Raw genomic sequence first — 17,836 nt, 5'->3', positions numbered from 1 at the left:
GGGCTTTTCTCATACCATTTCGTCATTCCTCCTTTTCCCCACAAAACTTTGCAAGGCAAACTTTTGCGGGGGCCCCGCTGCCGGGGGAAAACGAACGCCCCGGCAGGATGAACTGCATTTTATTCAAAGAGTTCAGCTATTTTGCTGGGCTTTTTTTGTTTATCCGGCCAAGCAGAGCAGAACGAATAAAACCCGGTCTCTGACCGGGCTTTTCTTTTGAAGATGAAGGGTTGTTTTCCACGAGTATGGAGGCTTCTTGTTGAAAAGAAAGGGAACGCATTTTCGATCTCACCGGCTGGATTTTCCACAAGGGAAGAACTTTTCTGTGGAAAAGAGTTGCAGGGAAAGATCGGCTTTAAAGCAGAAGTGGCAGATGCGCGGAATTTAAAAATATGTTATGATAAAGCAGTACACAACTGTGTGATAGGAGGAAGCAATATGTCGTTGTTGGAACAACTGAACAGCCTGCCCATGTTTGCGATTGTGGGTGTGGTTGTCCTGTTTATTCTGGGGCTCAGTGTAGTGTTTATGGTAAAAAGCTACCGTGCGGGGGTGGCTTTGGGAATGGATCGGGTCAAGATGCGCCGGGCCATTACTTCCAGCGTTACCTTTACGCTGCTGCCCAGTATTTCGATTCTTCTGGGTGTTATTGCGCTGAGTGGCAGCCTTGGCATTCCGCTGCCCTGGATGCGGCTCTCGGTGGTGGGTGCACTGCACTATGAGGGTAACGTTGCAGACATCGCTGCCCGCGCCGCAGGCATGAGCGGTGGTCTGGGGAGCCAGGAGTTGACAGCTCCGGTATTTGTGACCATCGGTCTTGTGATGACTGCAGGTATCCTCTCCGGCTGCCTGCTGTGCATCTTCTGCCTGAAACGGTATATGAAGCGGGTCAAAAAGGCTACTGCCAAAAAGGAGAAGGGCCAGAAGAGCTTTGGTGATTACATGTTCACCGCCATGTTTGTGGGTCTGGTAAGCGCTTATATTGGTTCCTATCTGGGCGAGGGCGTGCGCCTGAATAACTTCATGCCGCTGATTGTGGCGCTGGTAAGCGCCGCTGCCATGGCAGTGTTTGAGTATTTCGCCAAGGTGAAAAAGGTGACCTGGCTGGACAACTTCTCCATGGCGGGCAGTATGCTGGTTGGAATGGCCACAGCTGTGCTGTTGGGCGGCATTGTGTGAAGGAGGGAATGGGGCGATGAATGAAACCGAACGCAGCGCCTTTTATGAGCGCTATGAGAATGGTATCCATGTGATTGGTCGGGTCGGACTGAGTGTGGGTATCCTGCTGATGCTGGCGGCTCCTCTGGCCATGGGATGGGTTCTGGGAGCAGGCCCGGACTGGGCTGCCTTCGGCATGGGCTTTTTCCAGGTTGCCATCATCTACTGGACCAGTGGTGTGGTGGAATTTCTCGTCTATTCTCCGCTGCTGGGTTCCGGCGCCAGCTACCTGACCTTCATTACCGGCAACGTGCTGAACCTGAAGGTTCCCTGTGCGGTGAATGCCCGCGAAATCTGCGGCACCGAGGTGGGCACGCCGGAAAACGATGTGATCTCCACTTTGTCGGTGGCTGCAAGCAGTCTGGTAACCACGCTGGTGCTGGCCATCGGTGTGCTGTGCCTGGTACCGCTTACACCGGTGCTGGAGGCGCCGGCTCTGCAGCCGGCCTTCAACAATGTAATTCCGGCGTTGTTCGGTGCACTGGCCTTCAAGTATTTCTATCGCAATATGAACATTGCCATCATTCCGCTGGTGTTCATGTGCATTCTCTTTGTGGCGGCTCCGGGGCTGATTGGAAGTGTTTCCTTCCTGATTTTGCTGTCCGGCGCAATGGCCATTGGCATTGCATACTGGCTGTTTAAACATGGGAAATTAAACTGAATGGAAAAAGCCGAAGAGCATGCTTGACACATGCTCTTCGGCTTTTCCTGTATGAAACAGAATGGGGAGATGGTTTAGTAGTTCCGGCTGACAAACTCCACCTCCTCCTGCCCGGCCTGTGCGTTCAGCACCAGAGCCAGCAGGAAGAAATAGCCGGACAACAGATTTGCAAAATCCAGCAGCAAAGGCTCCACCGGATGCCCCTGATGAGCGTGGCGGTAGAGCAGACGCACCAGTTCCTTGCACTGTACCCGCAGGATATGAGCGGTACAGGCGGCCGGGCAACCCTGGGGCAGCACAAAGCGGGAGCAGCGCCCTTCGCTTTGCCCGCGCAGTCTCTCACAGGCGGCGGATAGCCAGCAAATTTCATCGGGGCTGACGGTGAAGCGGGTACGCAGCGTAGGATTGGCATGGTACACCAGTTCGCATACCTGTAACAGTTCGGCCTTCAGGGCTTCATCCGTTACCTGTGCCCGCAGCAGGCCGGTCTGGCTGGCGATTCCGTCAGTCAGCAGCTCAAAGTCACAGCGCAGATCCTCCGGTTCGTCGCTCAGAAAAGGGTAGGCCTCCCAGGGGCTGTGATACAGTTCCATTGCAGTTCACTCCCATCGCTGGAGCGCACGGCGCATATAGCCACGCACATCCAGGTCGTAAATCTGATCCAGCAGAGCGGGATTCAGATTGTCAGCGGCAGTCTGGCAGAGGGCCTGACCATCCTGCATGAGAAGCAACTGGTCGGCATAGTTCAGGGCCAGATTCACATCATGGAGTACACCCACCACACAGCGCTCGCCCTGGGAAACCCAGCGGCGGAGCTGTTCCATCAGTTCAATCTGATATTTCAGATCCAGATGATTGGTAGGTTCGTCCAGCAGGATGATTTTCGGGTCCTGGGCAAATACCCGGGCCAGAAAAACCCGCTGCAGCTGACCGCCGGACAGGGCGGTGATGGGCTGATTCCGCATCTCCCAGAGGCCGGTCTGCTCCAGGCAGGCGCGCACCATCTCGCCGTCACCGGCAGAAGCGCCGCCCAAAAAGCCGGAAGAGCGGTGCGCATACCGTCCCATTTCTACAGTCTGATATACTGTATAAGAAAAATACAGATTGGATATCTGACTGAGAAAAGCAACCGTCTGCGCCACCTGGCGGCGGGGCGCAGTGCGCAGATCCAGCCCTGCTGCACGGATGCTTCCGGTACTGGGCAGCAGACCGGCCACCGCACGCAGCAGAGTGGTCTTGCCGCAGCCATTTGCGCCCAGAATGCAGAGAATCTGGCCGCGATGGGCCGAAAAGGAAAGATCCCGTACCACAGGCTTGCCCCCATAGCCACAGGTGATGTGTTCGGCGTGCAGCATCAGCGGGCCTCCTTTCGGCTGGAGAAAAAGATATACAGAAAAAAGGGTGCGCCGATCAGGGCCGTAATGGATCCGATGGGAATCTCGGAGGGAGAGGCCAGAGTCCGGGCGGCCAGATCGCACAGGGACAAAAAACCTCCGCCGAATATGGCACAGGCCGGGATCAGCATCCGGTGAGAGGGCCCGAAGATCCGCCGCACAATGTGGGGAGCAACCAGATCCACAAAGCCGATTACGCCCACAAAGGCAACAGCGGTGCCGGTGAGTAGTGCCACCAGCAGAACCAGAATCCACTTGACCCGTTTGCGCTCCAGCCCCATGGCGGAGGCCTGTTCTTCCCCGAAGCTGAGCAGATCCAGTTCCGAAGCCAACCGCCAGAAGGCCAGAATGCACACCAGCGCTGCCAGCGCCACCGGACCCAACTGTTTCCAGGTTTTCATGGAAAGGCTGCCCAGCTGCCACAGGGTGATGCGCTGGGTGTAGTCCGGGTTGGCGGTGGAGAGGGTGGTCATGATGGCATTGAGAAAAAGCGACAGCACCATGCCGATGAGAATGATGGTGTTGTTGGAAAGATTCCGGTCCAGCCGGGTGGAGATGGCCAGCGCGCCGCCCATGGTAGCCAGACCGCAGCACAGGCAGACCGCCGGCAGCAGAAAGGTTCCGGCAGCGCTGTCGGCCACGCCGGTGACGATGAGGACCGCCGCGCCCAGTCCTGCACCGGAGGAGACGCCGAGACCGTAGGAGGAAGCCAGCGGGTTTTGCAGAAGAGACTGCATCACCGCGCCGCTTACCGCCAGCGAAGCGCCCACACAGAAAGCCAGCAGCACCCGGGGCAGGCGGATGCTCCACACAAGCCCCGGGATCACCGGATTCATCTGGTCCGGCAGTGCGGCGCCCCACAGTTTGTTGGCGAGAACCTGCAGAATTTCAACAGGGGAGATGGGCACGCTGCCCACACCGATGCCCAGAATCACCGCAGCCAGCGCGGCCAGGCACAACAGGCCGAACCGCCCCGGGCGGGAAAAACGGCTCATTCGCCGAATACCTCCGGATAAACGGCCTTGCCCATCTCTTCCAGAGCGCTCACGATGTTCTCGTTGGGCAGAGAGGAGGACTGCTTGTCAATCTGGTATACGTCGCCGTTCTTTACGGCGGTCACAGCTTCCCAGCCTTCACGGCTTTTGATTTCGCCCACGGGATCTTCGATGTAGTCCACATTGGTGAGAATCACGTCCGGGTTGCCGCTCACGACTACTTCACTGTCCACACTGGTCCAGCCCTCGGCCTTGTCGGCCATCATGTTATTGGCGCCGATCAGGCTGATCATCTCGTCCATGTAGGTGCCGGAGCCGGTGCTGTAGGCAGAGGGAGCAGCGGAAATCTCAAAGTAAACGGTTTTGCGCTGATCCTCGGGGATGGAGGCGCCCAGTGCGGCAATCCGGTCGATCTCGGCCTTCAAGTTCTGGTTGATTTCGTCAGCGCGCTCGGTTTTTCCCATGACCTGGCCCAGGAAGGTCACGTCCTCGTAAATGTCCTCAATGGAGGAGCTGGTGGGGATGCAGACCACGGTGGCGCCCAGCTCCTGCAGAGGCTGGAAGGGATCCTCGCCGCCGGAGGAGCTGATGGAGGACACAAAGATCACATCCGGAACCAGGGTGGCCATCTGCTCGGCATCCGGGGTCATCATGTCAAAAACGGGCAGGCCCTGAGGGGCATTTTCCATCTTGGCACTGTTGGCGTCCAGAGCAATGATCTGATCGGTGCAGCCCAGATCCATCAGGGTTTGGGTGATGGAGGGAGCCATGGAGATCACAGTCTCCACATTGTCCGGCAGGGTAATGGCAGCGCCGCTGCGATCCTCGGTGGGCTTGGCCACCGCAGCGGTTTCGCTGGAAGCGCCTGTCGAAGCGGAAGATGCGGCGGTGGAAGAAACCGACGCGGATGTGCTGGCAGCCGGTGCGGAGCAGGCAGCCATGCTGAAAGCCAGAGCCGCGGCGACAAGTGCGGAAAGAATACGTTTCATAAATGTTCCTCCTGAAATGGTTTATGGGGGATGTATTTCCATGCGGCCGGATTGCCGCAAAGAACAAAGAAGCGCCGCCCCGGCAAGGCGGAGCGGCGCAGCTGCGGCAAAACAGGCACGACAGAAAAGACCCCGTGAGGCGCACTGCCCCCAGGCCAGACTGCCGCCCTGCCGCGTGTTTGGTCCGTCCACGAAGCGGGGTTCCGCGCCAGAAAGAAGTTTACTGGTGCGGATGCGAACGGCAGGCAGGTCTTCCGGCTCGTGGGCGTTAAAGCGCGCACCCGACCGGCCTTCCCATTCCCATTGGAACAGTGGCAGATGGCCGGGGCGCTGGCCCACACGGCGGCGGTCCCGCACGGGATTGATTACCCGTTTCCCTTTTCATTCAGACAGGCTGAACACCTGCCGTTCGGTTTTTATATAAGAAAGTCAGAAAAGCAAACAGATCAGGCCCGGCGGCTGGCAAACAAAAAGTCAGTCATCCAGATCCTCTTCGGTTTCCCGGGTGATGTACACCGGGCGGTGCTTGGTTTCCAGATAGGTTTTTGCCAGATACTGGCCCAGAACACCCATGCAGAACAGCTGCACGCCGCTGCACAGAAAGATGATACACACCATGCTGGGCCATCCGCTGGTGGGATCGCCGAACAGAAGGGTGCGCACGATGATCACAATGATCATGATAAAGGCCAGCAGGCAGAAGAACATGCCCATCAGGCTGGCAATGGCCAGCGGGGCGGTGGAAAAGCCGATGATGCCTTCCAGCGAATAAAGAAACAGCTTCCAGAAATTCCACTTGGTTTCGCCGGCCACCCGTTCCACGTTCACATACTCGAGCCATTTGGTCTTGAAGCCCACCCAGCCGAAGATGCCCTTGGAGAACCGGTTATATTCCGGCATGGAGAGGATGGCGTCCACCATTCTGCGGCGCATCAGCCGGTAGTCCCGTGCGCCGTCCACAATGTCCGCGTCGCTCATCTTGTTGATGAGTTTGTAGAACATCCGGGCGAAAAAGCTGCGGATGGGCGGCTCGCCCTTGCGGTTGGTGCGCCGGGTGGCGGCGCAGTCGTAATCCTCAAGCAGAAGGGCGTCCAGCATTTGGGGCAGCAGGGTCGGCGGATCCTGAAGATCCGCGTCCATCATGGCCACATAATCGCCCTTTGCGGCCTGCAGGCCGGCCAGAATGCCCGCCTCCTTGCCGAAGTTGCGGGAAAAGCTGATGTAGCGCACCCGCTTATCCTGCTTGTGAAGCTCACGGGCAATGGCCAGGGTATTGTCTTTGGAGCCGTCGTCCACAAAAATGAACTCAAAATCCGCGTTGTGGCTTTCCTTCATTTCCCCGGCTACCCGGGTGATCTCCCTGTAAAACAGCGGCAGAGATTCCTGCTCGTTATAGCAGGGAACGATGATGGAGACAAGCATGCGACTACCGCCTTTCTCGAGAAAACCCGTTTGCTGAGGCACGGGTGTTTTCTATTATAGCACACCGCGAACAAAAGAACAAACCCTGCAAAACCTGCATGAAAAAACATGCAAGTTGGATGAAACATTTTATAGAAGAAAGCAAAAAACGATTGTTCTTGTGCGAGCTTTTTGGTATACTATGTTATACGATTGTGTGCCGGATTTGCAATAAAGGACCGGCGAAAGGAGCGGCGCGGTGAAAAGCTGGATGAAGATTATGCAGGATCTTGCCTGGCTGACTCAATTGGGAATTTCACTGGCAGCGCCTCCTTTTTTATGTGCCGGTGCGGCCTGGTGGCTCTGGACCCGTATGGACATGCCTGCCTGGATCATGCTGCCGGCACTGGTTCTGGGATTTGGCGGTTCGGTTGCCAGTGCATGGGGTTTTTATTGCCTGATGCAGCGCAAGGCTGCCCATAAAAAAGCGCCGCCGGCGTTCAATCGGCATTCCTGAACGAAAAAGAGAGGATATTCCATGAAGATAGCACCTGCTGTAAAGAAAGAAACCGGGCACATTGCCCTGGGCACCGCGCTGGGCGTGGCGATTATGCTGGTGGTGTTTGCCGTGCTGGGGCGTTTTGATGCCGGCGTAGCAGTGAGCGGCATTCTGGGCGGCGCACTGGCTGTGGCAAACTTTTTCCTGCTGGGGCTGACCGTGCAGAAGATCGCCAACGGTGAGCCGGAGGATCGCGCCCGCAAATGGATGCAGTTTTCCTACAACATGCGCATGCTGCTGATGGTTGTGTGGCTGATCGTGGCGCTGGCTGTGCCGTTTTTTAACTGGATCGCGGCGCTTGTGCCGCTGCTGATGCCACGCCTCACCATTGCGGTGATGCAGGCGACCGGAATGTATCACAAGGAATCGGGCGGAACCGCGCCCGCAACTGAAGGAGGGAACGCAGAGGAATGAACGTTTCGATCAACGGCCCGCAGATCTACTGGGAATCCAGCTGGTCAGTTCCGCTGCTGGGCAAGCTGCAGATCACGGCAAGCCTGGTGGACGCCTGGATCATTCTGGTTCTGATCGGGGTCCTGTGCTGGTGGCTTGGCCGTGGGCTTACGGTGGAAAACATCAGCAAAAAGCAGGCGGTGGCCGAACTGCTGGTGACCACCTGCCAGAATTTCGTGAACGGCAACATGGGCGAAAAATACGCCTGTTTTGCCCCCTTTATCGGGGCACTGTTCAGCTATTCCGCGCTGTGCAGCCTGTCCAGCCTGGTGGGGCTGTATCCCGCAACCAGTGATCTGTCCACCGAGCTGTCCTGGGCGCTTCTGGTGTTTGTGATGATCACCTACACCAAGATCCGCACCAATGGTGTGGGCGGCTATCTGAAGGGTTTTACCACACCCATCCCGGTGTTCACCCCCTTCAACATCATCAGCGAGCTGGCCACCCCCATCTCGATGGCCTTCCGTCACTTCGGCAACATCATGTCCGGCGGCGTCATCAGCACGCTGGTCTACGCGGCGCTGGCGGTGCTGAGCCAGGCGGTGTTCGGGCTGCTGCCCGGCGCGCTGGGCGAGATCCTCAGCCTGATTCCGCTGTTCCAGCTGGGCATCCCGGCTATCCTGTCGGTTTATTTTGACCTGTTCAGCAGCCTGATGCAGGCATTCATCTTCTGTATGCTGACCATGCTGTACATCGCGAATGCAGCCCAGACCGACGAATGATTCCATTGAATTCCATTGCGGCCTCAGGCTGCGATCGAAGCGCTCCGCCGCACGCAAGCAGCAGTCGGAGTAAAAAATAATCCCAGGTAGTTTATATCTTGAACATTTTTTAGGAGGACACTATTATGTTGGACAAAGCTATTGTATTGGCCGGTTGTGCTATCGGTGCAGGTCTTGCCCTGATCGCAGGTATCGGCCCCGGTATCGGCGAAGGTTACGCGGTTGGCCAGGCCTGCTCCGCCATCGGCCGCCAGCCCGAGTGCAAGGGCGATGTGACCAGCACCATGCTGCTGGGCTGTGCCATTGCCGAGACCACCGGTATTTACGGCTTCGTGACCGGCCTGCTGCTGATCTTCGTGGCGCCCGGCATGTTCACTGGTATGCTGGGCTGATTTGGCCCACAAGCCAGCCAGAAAGGGGAATGACCATTGCAACAGTTTAAAGACCTGGTGACGCTGACGCCCTGGCACATGATCTTCATGCTGGGCAACCTGCTGATCCTCACCCTGCTGGTCAAGCATTTCCTGTTCAAGCCCGTACAGAAGATTTTGAACGAGCGCCAGCGCAGGGCCGATGCCCTGATTGCCGACGCCAAGCAGGCCAAGGAACAGGCCGAGGCGATGCAGGCGGAGTATGAAAAGAGCCTGGCGGGCGCCAAGGAAGAGGCAGCCCGGCTGCTGAATCAGGCCAGCCAGACCGCCGCCCGCAACAGCGAGGAGACCCTGAACGCCGCCCGTGCGCAGGCAGCCGAGATCAAGCGCAAGGCGGGCGAGGAGATTGAGCAGCAGCGCAAGAAGGCGCTGAACGAGGTGAAGGACGAGATCGGCGGCATGGCCATGGCCATCGCCAGCAAGGTGGTGGAGCGGGAGATCCAGGAGAAGGATCATCAGCAGCTGATCGATGAATTCATCGAGAAGGTAGGAGACGCCTCATGACCAAGATCGGCAAGATATACGGCGGCGCGCTGTATGAGCTGGCTGCCGAGGAAGACCTGGAGGCCCAGATGCTGGAGGAGCTGGAGCAGGTGGAGCAGCTGTTTGCCGCCTGGCCGGACTACGAAAAGCTGCTGGCGCTGCCCAGCGTGCCCAAGGCCCAGCGCTGCCAGGCGCTGGACGAGGCGCTGCGCGGGCGCATTCAGCCGTATCTGTTGAATTTTTTGAAGATTTTGACCGAGCGGGGCCAGATCCGTGCCCTGCGTGACTGCCGCAAGGAATACCGGGCCCGCTACAACGCGGCCCACGGCATTCTGGAGGCGACGGCGGTGGCGGCGGTGCCGCTGAGCGAGGCCCAGAAAACGGCCCTGACCGAAAAGCTGAACAAACTCACCGGCAAAACGGTGCAGCTTGCAGTGAAGGTGGATCCGGCCTGCCTGGGCGGCGTTCGCCTGGAAATGGGCGGCGCCGAGTTCGACGGCACGGTGCAGGCCCGGCTGGACGCGCTGCGCCGCAGCCTGGCCGCCACGGTATAAGTAAGAAGGTGAAACGATGCAATTGAAACCGGAAGAGATTTCCAAGATCATAAAGGCCCAGATCAAGCACTATGAAAACTCCATTCAGCAAAGCGAGACCGGCACCGTGATCCTGGTGGGCGACGGCATCGCCCGGGCCACCGGCCTGGAGGAGTGCATGAGCGGCGAGCTGGTGCAGTTTTCCAACGGCGAGTACGGCATGGCCCAGAACCTGGAGGAGAACTCGGTGTCCATCGTTATGTTGGGCAGCGATGTGGGCATCAAGGAGGGCAGCGTGGTCAAGCGCACCGGCAAGGTGGTAAGCGTGCCGGTGGGCGAGGCCATGATCGGCCGCGTGGTGAACGCGCTGGGCCATCCCATTGACGGCAAGGGCCCCATCGACGCAAAGGAGTACCGGCCCATCGAGTCTCCTGCGCCGGGCATCATCCAGCGCAAGAGCGTATCGGTGCCCCTGCAGACCGGCATTAAGGCCATCGACTCCATGATTCCCATCGGCCGTGGCCAGCGCGAGCTGATCATCGGCGACCGGCAGACCGGTAAAACGGTGATTGCCACCGATACCATCATCAACCAGAAGGGCAAGGATGTGATCTGCATCTATGTGGCCATCGGCCAGAAGCAGAGCACCGTGGCCCAGCTGGTGAACACCCTCACCGAGAACGGCGCCATGGACTACACCATCGTGGTGTCCGCCACGGCCAGCGAGCTTTCGCCGCTGCAGTACATCGCGCCCTATTCCGGCTGCGCCATGGGCGAATACTTCATGGCCCAGGGCAAGGACGTGCTGGTGATCTATGACGATCTGTCCAAGCACGCGGTGGCTTACCGTGCGCTGAGCCTGCTGATCCGCCGCCCGCCCGGACGCGAGGCCTACCCCGGCGACGTGTTCTATCTGCACAGCCGTCTTTTGGAGCGTGCGGCCCGCCTTGCACCGGAATACGGCGGCGGCAGCCTGACCGCTCTGCCCATCATCGAGACTCAGGCGGGCGACGTTTCCGCCTACATCCCCACCAACGTGATCTCCATCACCGACGGCCAGATCTTCCTGGAGACCGAGCTGTTCCACTCCGGCGTCATGCCGGCGGTAAACCCGGGCATCTCGGTGAGCCGCGTGGGCGGCAACGCCCAGACCAAGGCCATGAAGAAGGTGGCCGGTTCCCTGAAGCTGCTGTACAGCCAGTACCGTGAGCTGCAGAGCTTCGCCCAGTTCGGCAGCGATCTGGATGCGGACACCAAGGCACGTCTGGCCCAGGGCGAACGCATCGTGGAGGTGCTCAAGCAGGACCGCAACAGCCCTATTTCCATGGAGCATCAGGTGTGCATCCTGTACGCCGTGACCCACGACCTGCTCAAGGACGTGGCCGTGGAGGACGTGAAGGAATACGAGCACGGCCTGTACGCCTACATGGACGGCCATGCTCCCGATGTGCTGGAGACCATCCGCACCAGCGGCAAGCTGGAAAAGGAGACCGAGACCGCGCTGGCAGCCGCTCTGGCAGAGTATACCACGGAGTTTTTAAAGACCAAGTAAGGAGGAGATCCCAATGGCAGGTGCGTCCATGAAGGACATCAAGCTGCGCATCAAGAGCGTGGAAAGCACCATGCAGATCACCAAGGCCATGGAGCTGGTGGCCTCCTCCAAGCTGCGCCGGGCAAAGGAACGGGTGGAGAAAAGCCGCCCCTACTTTGAGGTGCTGCATGCGGCCCTGTCCGACATTGCGGCTTCCAATGCGGAGCTTTCCTCGCCCTACATCGCCCGGCGGCCGGTGAAAAAGACCTGCTATGTGGTGATCGCGGGCGACCGCGGCCTTGCAGGCGGCTACAACGCCAACATTCTGAAGGCGGTGGCGGCCGAGGCCGAGGGCAAGGAGATCTGCGTGCTGCCGGTGGGCAAAAAGGCGCTGGAACACTACCAGCGCCGGGGCGTTGAGCGCATCACCGAGCAGTACGCCGAGGCGGCGGACGTGACCGTGAGCGACTGCTTTTCCATGGCCCAGTTGCTGGCCAAAGGCTTTCTGGCCGGCGAGTACGATGAGATCCGCCTGGCCTACACCAATTTTGTGTCCATGCTGAGCCAGCAGCCGGCCACCCTGTGCCTGCTGCCGCTGGATGTTTCCCGGCCGGAACCGGGCGCCGGGCCCCGCGGCCTGACCCTCTACGAGCCGTCCAGCGAAGAGGTGTACGACGCCATTGTGCCGGAATATCTGGCCGGGCTGATCTACGGTGCGCTGTGCGAATCCGTGGCCAGTGAGCTGGGCGCGCGGCGCAGCGCCATGGACGCGGCCACCAAGAACGCGGGTGAGATGATCGACTCGCTGAGCCTGCATTACAACCGGGCACGGCAGGCGGCCATTACCCAGGAAATCACAGAGATCGTGGCGGGCGCCGAGGCCTGACGGCCTTTTCCCGCCAGTAAAGGAGATAGATCCATGCCGAATAACCACGAAGGCATCGTGGCCCAGGTCATCGGCCCGGTGCTGGATATCAAATTTGCAGACGGCGAGCTGCCGGATCTGCTCAACGCGATCGAGGTGGGCGAGGGCGATCACAAGCTGGTGGCCGAGGTGGCACAGCTGATCGGTGACAACGTGGCCCGCTGCATCGCCATGAGCAGCACCGACGGTCTGGTGCGCGGCACCAAGGCCGTGGACACCGGCGGCCCCATCACCGTGCCCGTGGGCGAGGAATGCCTGGGCCGCATCTTCAATCTGCTGGGCGAGCCGGTGGACGATCTGCCCGTACCCCCGGCCAAGGAACGCTGGCCCATCCACCGCGATCCCCCCAGCTATGAAGAGCAGCAGAACACCACCGAGATTCTGGAGACCGGCATCAAGGTTGTGGACCTGATCTGCCCCTACGCCAAGGGCGGTAAGATCGGCCTGTTCGGCGGCGCCGGCGTGGGCAAGACCGTGCTCATCATGGAGCTGATCAACAACGTTGCCAAGCAGCACGGCGGCCTGTCGGTGTTCACCGGCGTGGGCGAGCGTACCCGCGAGGGCAACGATCTGTATAACGAGATGAAGGAGAGCGGCGTTATCAACAAAACCGCCCTCGTCTACGGCCAGATGAACGAGCCCCCGGGAGCCCGTATGCGGGTGGGCCTGAGCGGCCTGACCATGGCCGAGTACTTCCGTGACCGGGAGCATCAGGACGTGCTGCTCTTCATCGACAACATTTTCCGCTTCACCCAGGCGGGCAGCGAGGTGTCGGCTCTGCTGGGCCGTATGCCCAGCGCCGTGGGCTACCAGCCCACCCTGGCCACCGAGATGGGCGCCCTGCAGGAGCGCATTACCTCCACCAAGAACGGGTCCATCACCTCGGTGCAGGCGGTTTACGTGCCGGCCGACGACCTGACCGACCCGGCCCCCGCCACCACCTTTGCCCATCTGGACGCCACCACCGTTCTGAGCCGTGCCATCTCCTCGCTGGGCATCTACCCGGCGGTGGACCCGCTGGATTCCACCAGCCGCATCCTTTCGCCGGATGTGGTGGGCATCGAGCACTACGAGGTGGCCCGCGGTGTGCAGCAGGTGCTGCAGCGCTACAAGGAATTGCAGGACATCATCGCCATCATGGGTATGGATGAGCTGAGCGAGGAGGATAAGGTGACCGTAAACCGGGCCCGTAAGATCCAGCGCTTCCTCAGCCAGCCCTTCACAGTTGCCGAGCAGTTCACCGGCATGGAGGGCAAGTATGTTCCGCTGAAGGAGACCATCCGGGGCTTCAAGGAGATCCTGGAGGGCAAACACGACGACCTGCCCGAGTCCGCTTTTCTGTTCGCGGGCACCATCGACGAGGTGGTCGCCAAGGCAAAGCAGGGTGAATGAGTATGAACACCTTCCATCTGCAGATCGTCACGCCGGACGGCCAGGTCTACGACGGCCCGGCTGCCCGGGTGCTCTGCCGCACCATCGCCGGGGATGTTTGCATCCTGCCCCGTCACTGTGATTACATCACGGCGCTGGGCATGGGTGAAGCCCGGGTGACCCTGGAGGACGGCACTGTTCGCCGGGGCGCCTGCATCGGCGGTATGCTCACCGTGCGCGCCGGTCAGGTGCGGCTGGTGGCCACCACCTTCGAGTGGGCGGAGGACATCGACAAGGCCCGGGCCGAGGCCTCCCGCCAGCGGGCGGAGACCGTTCTGGGCCGGCAGGGCGCCGATGCCCGTGAACTGGAGCTGGCACAGGCCCGCCTGAAGCGGGCGCTGGTGCGCACCCATGTGGCGAATCTGGTATAACAAAACCGGTATTTGCGGCAGGCCCTGCCTTTTGGCGGGGCCTGCATTTTTATGTCCGAAACGGGGGCGAGGGGTGCCCCCAAAGGGAGGAATGAGAAATGAAACAGGCGGAAAAACGGCGTGTCTTACTGGCCGTGGCGGCGCTTTTGCTGGTGCTGGTGGTGGCCGGAGTGCTCGGATATCAGAACCGCCCGACAAAGATTCTGGTGGCGACGGACATCCATTATCTTTCGCCTTCTCTGAACGACCACGGCGCCTGCTTTGAAAAGACCATTCTGAACGGCGACGGCAAGGCGCTGGCCTACATCGACGAGCTGACCGACGCCTTTGTGGAACAGGTCATCCGGGAGAAGCCTGCGGCGCTGATCCTTTCGGGGGATCTGACCCTGAACGGGGAAAAGCAGAGCCATCTGGATCTGGCGCAAAAGCTGCGGAGCATCACCGACTGCGGCATTCCAGTATTGGTGCTGCCGGGCAACCATGACCTGAACAACGGGTATGCGGTGCGCTTCACCGGCAAGACCTACGAACCGGTGGAAAACCTGAAGCCCGCCCAGTTCGATGAGGTGTACGCGGAATTTGGCTACAATGGAGCCAGTTCCCGGGATGAGGCATCCCGAAGCTATGTGTTCCCGTTGAGCGATGAACTGCGGGTGCTGATGGTGGATGTGAATACGATTGGCAACGAGGGCGTGCTGAAACCTGAGACGCTGGACTGGGTAAAGAACCAGCTGGAGGAAGCCCGGCAGGCAGGGGCCCGTGTGCTGGCCGTGAGCCATCAGAATCTGCTGGCCCACAGCGAATCGATCAGCGCGGGCTTTGTGATGGGCGGCGCCGAGGAGCTGCTGGCTCTGTATGAGGAGTATGATGTGATCTGCAACCTGAGCGGCCACATCCACATGCAGCACACCGCCAAAAGCGAGAGCGGCTTTTTCGAGGCTGCCACCGGCTCGCTGGCGGTATCGCCTAATCAATACGCCCGGCTGACGCTGCGGCCCCACCGGATGGACTATCAGACGGTGCCGGTGGATGTTTCCGGCTGGGCCGAAAAGCAGGAGAGCACCGACGAAAACCTGCTGGACTTTTCCACCTATTCGGCAGACTTTTTCTGCCAGGTGAATCGGAGCAAGGTGATCGGCTGGCTGCAAAAGGAGGAGAACGCCGAGGAAATGGCGGATTTTTTTGCCCAGATAAATCTGGATTACTTCCAGGGCAGACCGGATCTTTATGACCGGGAGGACCCGATGTTTGATGTGTGGCAGCAGTCCGGCGCTTTTTACAAAGATTATGTGGAGAGCATGCGCCGGGAACCGGCAGTGAACCACAACCGGGCCACCATAGAATACTGAAAAGAGGAAAGCCCCGGCCATTTGCCGGGGCTTTCCTGCGCAAATGACGTTTCCCCTTGACAGAAAAAGCGGAACAGATTATTATTTAACTATATTTTAAAACTGTTTTAAAAAGTGGAGAGGGGGATTGCCCCGTGTTTACCCGGGCAGTAAAAAGCGCAAACGAACGGCAGGTGCTCCAGGTGCTGCGACAGGGCTGTGTGGTGACCAGGCAGGAGCTGGCGGAACGCTGCGGCCTCAGTTTTCCCACGGCAGGCAAGCTGGTGGATGAGCTGATGGAGCGGGGCATGGTGCTGGAGGCCGGGCTGGAAACGGGAGCCGGCGGCCGGCGGCCCATGCGGTACCGGTTCAACGAGGCCAGCGCCTATGCGCTCACCCTCTTTTTTGAGGACGGAGCCGTCTGCTGGGCGGTGGCGGACGCGCTGGGGCATCCGGTGTGCTCCGGCAGCTGCGGCCCGGAGGAGGGCGGCTATGTCCCCACCATTCTGGCGGTGGTGGAGCGGCAGCGCCGGGCCTATCCGGCGCTGGCGGCTTTGGCGGTGGGCGTTCCCGGTGGTGTGGCCGAGGGAAAGGTGCTGTACATCGACCGATACGACGAGCTGGCCGGGCGGGATCTGTGCGCCGAGCTGGAGCAGGCCTGCGGGCTTCCCGTGCGGGTGGAAAACAACATGCGGGCGGCGGTCTACGGCATGGCGGCCCGCAGAGGATGGCTGCAGCGGGAGAGCGCGGTCTGCCTGCATCTTTCGGACAACGGCCCCGGCTGCGGCGTGCTGGTGCACGGCAGGCCGCTGAGCGGCTTTGCCGGTCTGGTGGGTGAGGTGGGCTATCTGCCCGGCAGCGGGCAGGAAAACATGCAGCAAATGGCGCTGCGGGGACTGACCGGGGTGGACCCGGTGGACTATCTGGCCCGGCTGGTGGTGAGCGCCAGCGTGTTCCTGAACCCGGAGGAGCTGGTGGTTTACGAGACTTCTTATTTGCAAAATGCCGACGCGCTGGAACAGGCCTGCAGGCAGTACTTGCCCGCGCAGGCGGCGCCCCGAATTCATATTTCCCGGGAATACCGGCAGGATTATCTGACCGGCCTGACCCGGTTGGCCATGGACCTTCTGTACCCCGGCGGGGAGTGGGAGGGAAAGGAGCGAAACCATGCGGAGTTATAAAACCACGGTATACGCCTGTTACCTGGGCAGCATAACCCAGGCGGCGCTGATCAACCTGACGCCGGTGCTGTTCGCGGTGCTGCTCCGGGAATATGGCCTGAGCTACGGGGCATTGGGGTTTCTGGTGCTCACCAATTTTGTCACCCAGGTGGGGGCGGATGTGGCCTTCAGCAAGGCGGTGGACCGGCGCGGGTTTCGGCCCTTTGTGCTGGCGGCCGGGGCTCTGAGCCTTGTGGGGCTGGGGGTGTTTGCCGCCGCTCCGCTGCTGTTCCCAGCGTATCCGCTGGCAGGCTTTTTTGTGGGCACAGTGATTTTTTCCGGTGCGGGTGGGCTGCTGGAGCTGCTGCTCAGCCCCATTGTGGATGCACTGCCCGGTGAGGAAAAGACACGGGCCATGGCGCTGCTGCATTCCATGTATTGCTGGGGGCAGGCGGGCGTGGTGCTTGTCACCACGGCAGCACTGGCACTGGGTGCACCCTGGCAGGCTATCGTGCTGGGGTGGATGCTGCTGCCCGCTGCGGATCTGGCGCTGTTCCGGCGTGCGCCGCTGAACCACAAATCGCCGGAGGAAACACTGCCCATCCGGGGGCTTGCCCGGCAGCGGGTATTCTGGCTGGCGCTGGGAGCCATTCTCTGCGGCGCGGCGGCAGAGGTCACCATGGCCCAGTATGCCTCCTCGTTTCTGGATCTGGGGCTGGGCATTCCCAAGCTGTTCGGCGACGTGGCGGGCATGTGCGGCTTTGCTCTGCTCATGGGAATCGGACGCACCCTGCTGGGCCTTTGGGGCGATCGGTGGGATCTGCCCCGGGTGCTGGGTGCCAGCGCCCTGCTGGCAGCCGGGTGCTATCTGACGGCGGCCGTTCTGCCCGCAGTGGCGGTGGTGGCCTGCGCTGCCACCGGCCTGTTCGTGGCGGGCCTGTGGCCGGGCACGCTGGTGGTGGCTTCCCGCAAAATGCCGCTGGCCGGGGCGTCCATGTTCGCACTGCTCAGCGCCGGTGGGGATCTGGGCGCTTCGCTGGGCGGCTGGCTCACCGGCCTTGGAGCGGATGGTCTGCTGGCGCTGGGCGCTTCCCAGCAGACCGCATTGCGGGTAGCGCTGGGCGCGGCGGCCCTGTTCCCGCTGGCGGCGTGGCTGTTTTACCGCCGGCTGCGCACCGCAACCGAATAATAGTTTCCCAACACCCCCGGCAGCGGGCTTTTGCCCTGCTGCCGGGGGTGTTGACTTGTTTG

Annotated in this window: 21 protein-coding genes and 1 riboswitch; of the genes, 16 read left to right on the top strand and 5 right to left on the bottom strand. The window is 60.4% G+C overall.

The features are described 5' to 3' along the window. The 3 genes from ACESYO_RS07835 to ACESYO_RS07825 form a co-directional block, all read left to right on the top strand. A partial coding sequence (locus ACESYO_RS07835) for a hypothetical protein (protein ID WP_373209676.1) occupies positions 1-203 on the top strand: 203 nt, incomplete at its 5' end. A gap of 235 nt (positions 204-438) precedes the next feature. Then, a complete protein-coding gene (locus tag ACESYO_RS07830; protein ID WP_373209677.1) occupies positions 439-1,179 on the top strand; it encodes a DUF5058 family protein in 741 nt (246 codons plus the stop codon). Positions 1,180-1,195: 16 nt separating this feature from the next. Continuing rightward, complete coding sequence (locus ACESYO_RS07825; protein WP_276871886.1) at positions 1,196-1,879, top strand: hypothetical protein; 684 nt, start codon at positions 1,196-1,198, stop codon at positions 1,877-1,879. A 74-nt stretch (positions 1,880-1,953) separates the two neighbouring features. On the opposite strand, the gene ACESYO_RS07820 is transcribed toward ACESYO_RS07825, so the two are convergent. From ACESYO_RS07820 to ACESYO_RS07800, 5 genes are all read right to left on the bottom strand, one after another. After that, the gene (locus ACESYO_RS07820; RefSeq protein WP_373209678.1) at positions 1,954-2,472 is read right to left on the bottom strand and encodes an ATP:cob(I)alamin adenosyltransferase; all 519 of its coding nucleotides are present in this window, start codon (positions 2,470-2,472) and stop codon (positions 1,954-1,956) included. Between the two features lie 6 nt (positions 2,473-2,478). Then, the gene (locus ACESYO_RS07815; RefSeq protein WP_283128971.1) at positions 2,479-3,234 is read right to left on the bottom strand and encodes an ABC transporter ATP-binding protein; all 756 of its coding nucleotides are present in this window, start codon (positions 3,232-3,234) and stop codon (positions 2,479-2,481) included. Beyond that, the gene (locus ACESYO_RS07810) at positions 3,234-4,268 is read right to left on the bottom strand and encodes a FecCD family ABC transporter permease (protein ID WP_373209679.1); all 1,035 of its coding nucleotides are present in this window, start codon (positions 4,266-4,268) and stop codon (positions 3,234-3,236) included. The genes ACESYO_RS07815 and ACESYO_RS07810 overlap by 1 nt, the downstream gene beginning before the upstream one ends. Next, the gene (locus tag ACESYO_RS07805) at positions 4,265-5,257 is read right to left on the bottom strand and encodes an ABC transporter substrate-binding protein (RefSeq protein WP_373209680.1); all 993 of its coding nucleotides are present in this window, start codon (positions 5,255-5,257) and stop codon (positions 4,265-4,267) included. Before ACESYO_RS07805 ends, ACESYO_RS07810 begins: the two co-directional genes overlap by 4 nt. 227 nt (positions 5,258-5,484) lie before the next feature. Beyond that, positions 5,485-5,678: riboswitch (cobalamin riboswitch) on the bottom strand. Between the two features lie 53 nt (positions 5,679-5,731). After that, the gene (locus tag ACESYO_RS07800; RefSeq protein ID WP_373209681.1) at positions 5,732-6,679 is read right to left on the bottom strand and encodes a glycosyltransferase family 2 protein; all 948 of its coding nucleotides are present in this window, start codon (positions 6,677-6,679) and stop codon (positions 5,732-5,734) included. Between the two features lie 238 nt (positions 6,680-6,917). Here ACESYO_RS07800 and ACESYO_RS07795 point away from each other — a divergent pair, with 238 nt between their 5' ends. The 13 genes from ACESYO_RS07795 to ACESYO_RS07735 all read left to right on the top strand — a co-directional run bounded on the left by ACESYO_RS07795 (position 6,918) and on the right by ACESYO_RS07735 (position 17,774). After that, positions 6,918-7,175: an AtpZ/AtpI family protein gene (locus ACESYO_RS07795; protein WP_373209682.1), complete on the top strand. Its 258-nt coding sequence runs from the start codon at positions 6,918-6,920 to the stop codon at positions 7,173-7,175. A gap of 21 nt (positions 7,176-7,196) precedes the next feature. Further along, complete coding sequence (locus tag ACESYO_RS07790) at positions 7,197-7,631, top strand: ATP synthase subunit I (RefSeq protein WP_346671724.1); 435 nt, start codon at positions 7,197-7,199, stop codon at positions 7,629-7,631. Beyond that, the gene (locus tag ACESYO_RS07785) at positions 7,628-8,392 is read left to right on the top strand and encodes a F0F1 ATP synthase subunit A (protein WP_283128965.1); all 765 of its coding nucleotides are present in this window, start codon (positions 7,628-7,630) and stop codon (positions 8,390-8,392) included. The genes ACESYO_RS07790 and ACESYO_RS07785 overlap by 4 nt, the downstream gene beginning before the upstream one ends. A gap of 125 nt (positions 8,393-8,517) precedes the next feature. After that, entirely contained in the window at positions 8,518-8,784 is a 267-nt protein-coding gene (atpE, locus tag ACESYO_RS07780) for an ATP synthase F0 subunit C (RefSeq protein WP_058963458.1), read from the top strand. Positions 8,785-8,820: 36 nt separating this feature from the next. Beyond that, the gene (gene atpF, locus ACESYO_RS07775) at positions 8,821-9,327 is read left to right on the top strand and encodes a F0F1 ATP synthase subunit B (RefSeq protein ID WP_242868316.1); all 507 of its coding nucleotides are present in this window, start codon (positions 8,821-8,823) and stop codon (positions 9,325-9,327) included. Continuing rightward, complete coding sequence (atpH, locus tag ACESYO_RS07770) at positions 9,324-9,860, top strand: ATP synthase F1 subunit delta (RefSeq protein WP_373209683.1); 537 nt, start codon at positions 9,324-9,326, stop codon at positions 9,858-9,860. The genes atpF and atpH overlap by 4 nt, the downstream gene beginning before the upstream one ends. Positions 9,861-9,876: 16 nt before the next feature. Beyond that, positions 9,877-11,391, top strand: a complete 1,515-nt coding sequence (gene atpA / locus ACESYO_RS07765; RefSeq protein ID WP_373209684.1) for a F0F1 ATP synthase subunit alpha — start codon at positions 9,877-9,879, stop codon at positions 11,389-11,391. 13 nt (positions 11,392-11,404) lie between these two features. Next, positions 11,405-12,256 carry an ATP synthase F1 subunit gamma gene (gene atpG / locus ACESYO_RS07760; protein ID WP_283128964.1) on the top strand — a complete coding sequence of 284 codons (852 nt, stop codon included), beginning with the start codon at positions 11,405-11,407 and terminating at the stop codon, positions 12,254-12,256. A 33-nt stretch (positions 12,257-12,289) separates the two neighbouring features. Continuing rightward, complete coding sequence (atpD, locus tag ACESYO_RS07755) at positions 12,290-13,687, top strand: F0F1 ATP synthase subunit beta (RefSeq protein WP_373209685.1); 1,398 nt, start codon at positions 12,290-12,292, stop codon at positions 13,685-13,687. Positions 13,688-13,689: 2 nt separating this feature from the next. Next, on the top strand, positions 13,690-14,097 hold the full coding sequence (atpC, locus tag ACESYO_RS07750) for an ATP synthase F1 subunit epsilon (RefSeq protein WP_373209730.1): 408 nt from the start codon (positions 13,690-13,692) through the stop codon (positions 14,095-14,097). Positions 14,098-14,195: 98 nt separating this feature from the next. Continuing rightward, a complete protein-coding gene (locus ACESYO_RS07745) occupies positions 14,196-15,446 on the top strand; it encodes a metallophosphoesterase (RefSeq protein ID WP_373209686.1) in 1,251 nt (416 codons plus the stop codon). 134 nt (positions 15,447-15,580) lie between these two features. Continuing rightward, positions 15,581-16,606, top strand: a complete 1,026-nt coding sequence (locus ACESYO_RS07740; RefSeq protein ID WP_373209687.1) for an ROK family transcriptional regulator — start codon at positions 15,581-15,583, stop codon at positions 16,604-16,606. After that, entirely contained in the window at positions 16,593-17,774 is a 1,182-nt protein-coding gene (locus tag ACESYO_RS07735) for an MFS transporter (protein ID WP_373209688.1), read from the top strand. The genes ACESYO_RS07740 and ACESYO_RS07735 overlap by 14 nt, the downstream gene beginning before the upstream one ends. Positions 17,775-17,836: the final 62 nt, after the last annotated feature.

Source organism: Allofournierella massiliensis (assembly GCF_964241245.1).
Classification (GTDB): Bacteria; Bacillota; Clostridia; order Oscillospirales; family Ruminococcaceae; genus Allofournierella; species Allofournierella massiliensis.
This window is presented reverse-complemented; position numbering and strand designations above follow the sequence as displayed.

Coding starts and splice junctions, on each gene's coding strand:
- ACESYO_RS07830 (WP_373209677.1), top strand. CDS start 439: ATGTCGTTGTTGGAACAACTGAACAGCCTGCCCATGTTTGCGATTGTG.
- atpC (WP_373209730.1), top strand. CDS start 13,690: ATGAACACCTTCCATCTGCAGATCGTCACGCCGGACGGCCAGGTCTAC.
- atpH (WP_373209683.1), top strand. CDS start 9,324: ATGACCAAGATCGGCAAGATATACGGCGGCGCGCTGTATGAGCTGGCT.
- ACESYO_RS07805 (WP_373209680.1), bottom strand. CDS start 5,257: ATGAAACGTATTCTTTCCGCACTTGTCGCCGCGGCTCTGGCTTTCAGC.
- ACESYO_RS07825 (WP_276871886.1), top strand. CDS start 1,196: ATGAATGAAACCGAACGCAGCGCCTTTTATGAGCGCTATGAGAATGGT.
- ACESYO_RS07810 (WP_373209679.1), bottom strand. CDS start 4,268: ATGAGCCGTTTTTCCCGCCCGGGGCGGTTCGGCCTGTTGTGCCTGGCC.
- ACESYO_RS07735 (WP_373209688.1), top strand. CDS start 16,593: ATGCGGAGTTATAAAACCACGGTATACGCCTGTTACCTGGGCAGCATA.
- ACESYO_RS07790 (WP_346671724.1), top strand. CDS start 7,197: ATGAAGATAGCACCTGCTGTAAAGAAAGAAACCGGGCACATTGCCCTG.
- ACESYO_RS07820 (WP_373209678.1), bottom strand. CDS start 2,472: ATGGAACTGTATCACAGCCCCTGGGAGGCCTACCCTTTTCTGAGCGAC.
- atpD (WP_373209685.1), top strand. CDS start 12,290: ATGCCGAATAACCACGAAGGCATCGTGGCCCAGGTCATCGGCCCGGTG.
- ACESYO_RS07815 (WP_283128971.1), bottom strand. CDS start 3,234: ATGCTGCACGCCGAACACATCACCTGTGGCTATGGGGGCAAGCCTGTG.
- ACESYO_RS07745 (WP_373209686.1), top strand. CDS start 14,196: ATGAAACAGGCGGAAAAACGGCGTGTCTTACTGGCCGTGGCGGCGCTT.
- atpA (WP_373209684.1), top strand. CDS start 9,877: ATGCAATTGAAACCGGAAGAGATTTCCAAGATCATAAAGGCCCAGATC.
- atpG (WP_283128964.1), top strand. CDS start 11,405: ATGGCAGGTGCGTCCATGAAGGACATCAAGCTGCGCATCAAGAGCGTG.
- ACESYO_RS07785 (WP_283128965.1), top strand. CDS start 7,628: ATGAACGTTTCGATCAACGGCCCGCAGATCTACTGGGAATCCAGCTGG.
- ACESYO_RS07800 (WP_373209681.1), bottom strand. CDS start 6,679: ATGCTTGTCTCCATCATCGTTCCCTGCTATAACGAGCAGGAATCTCTG.
- atpE (WP_058963458.1), top strand. CDS start 8,518: ATGTTGGACAAAGCTATTGTATTGGCCGGTTGTGCTATCGGTGCAGGT.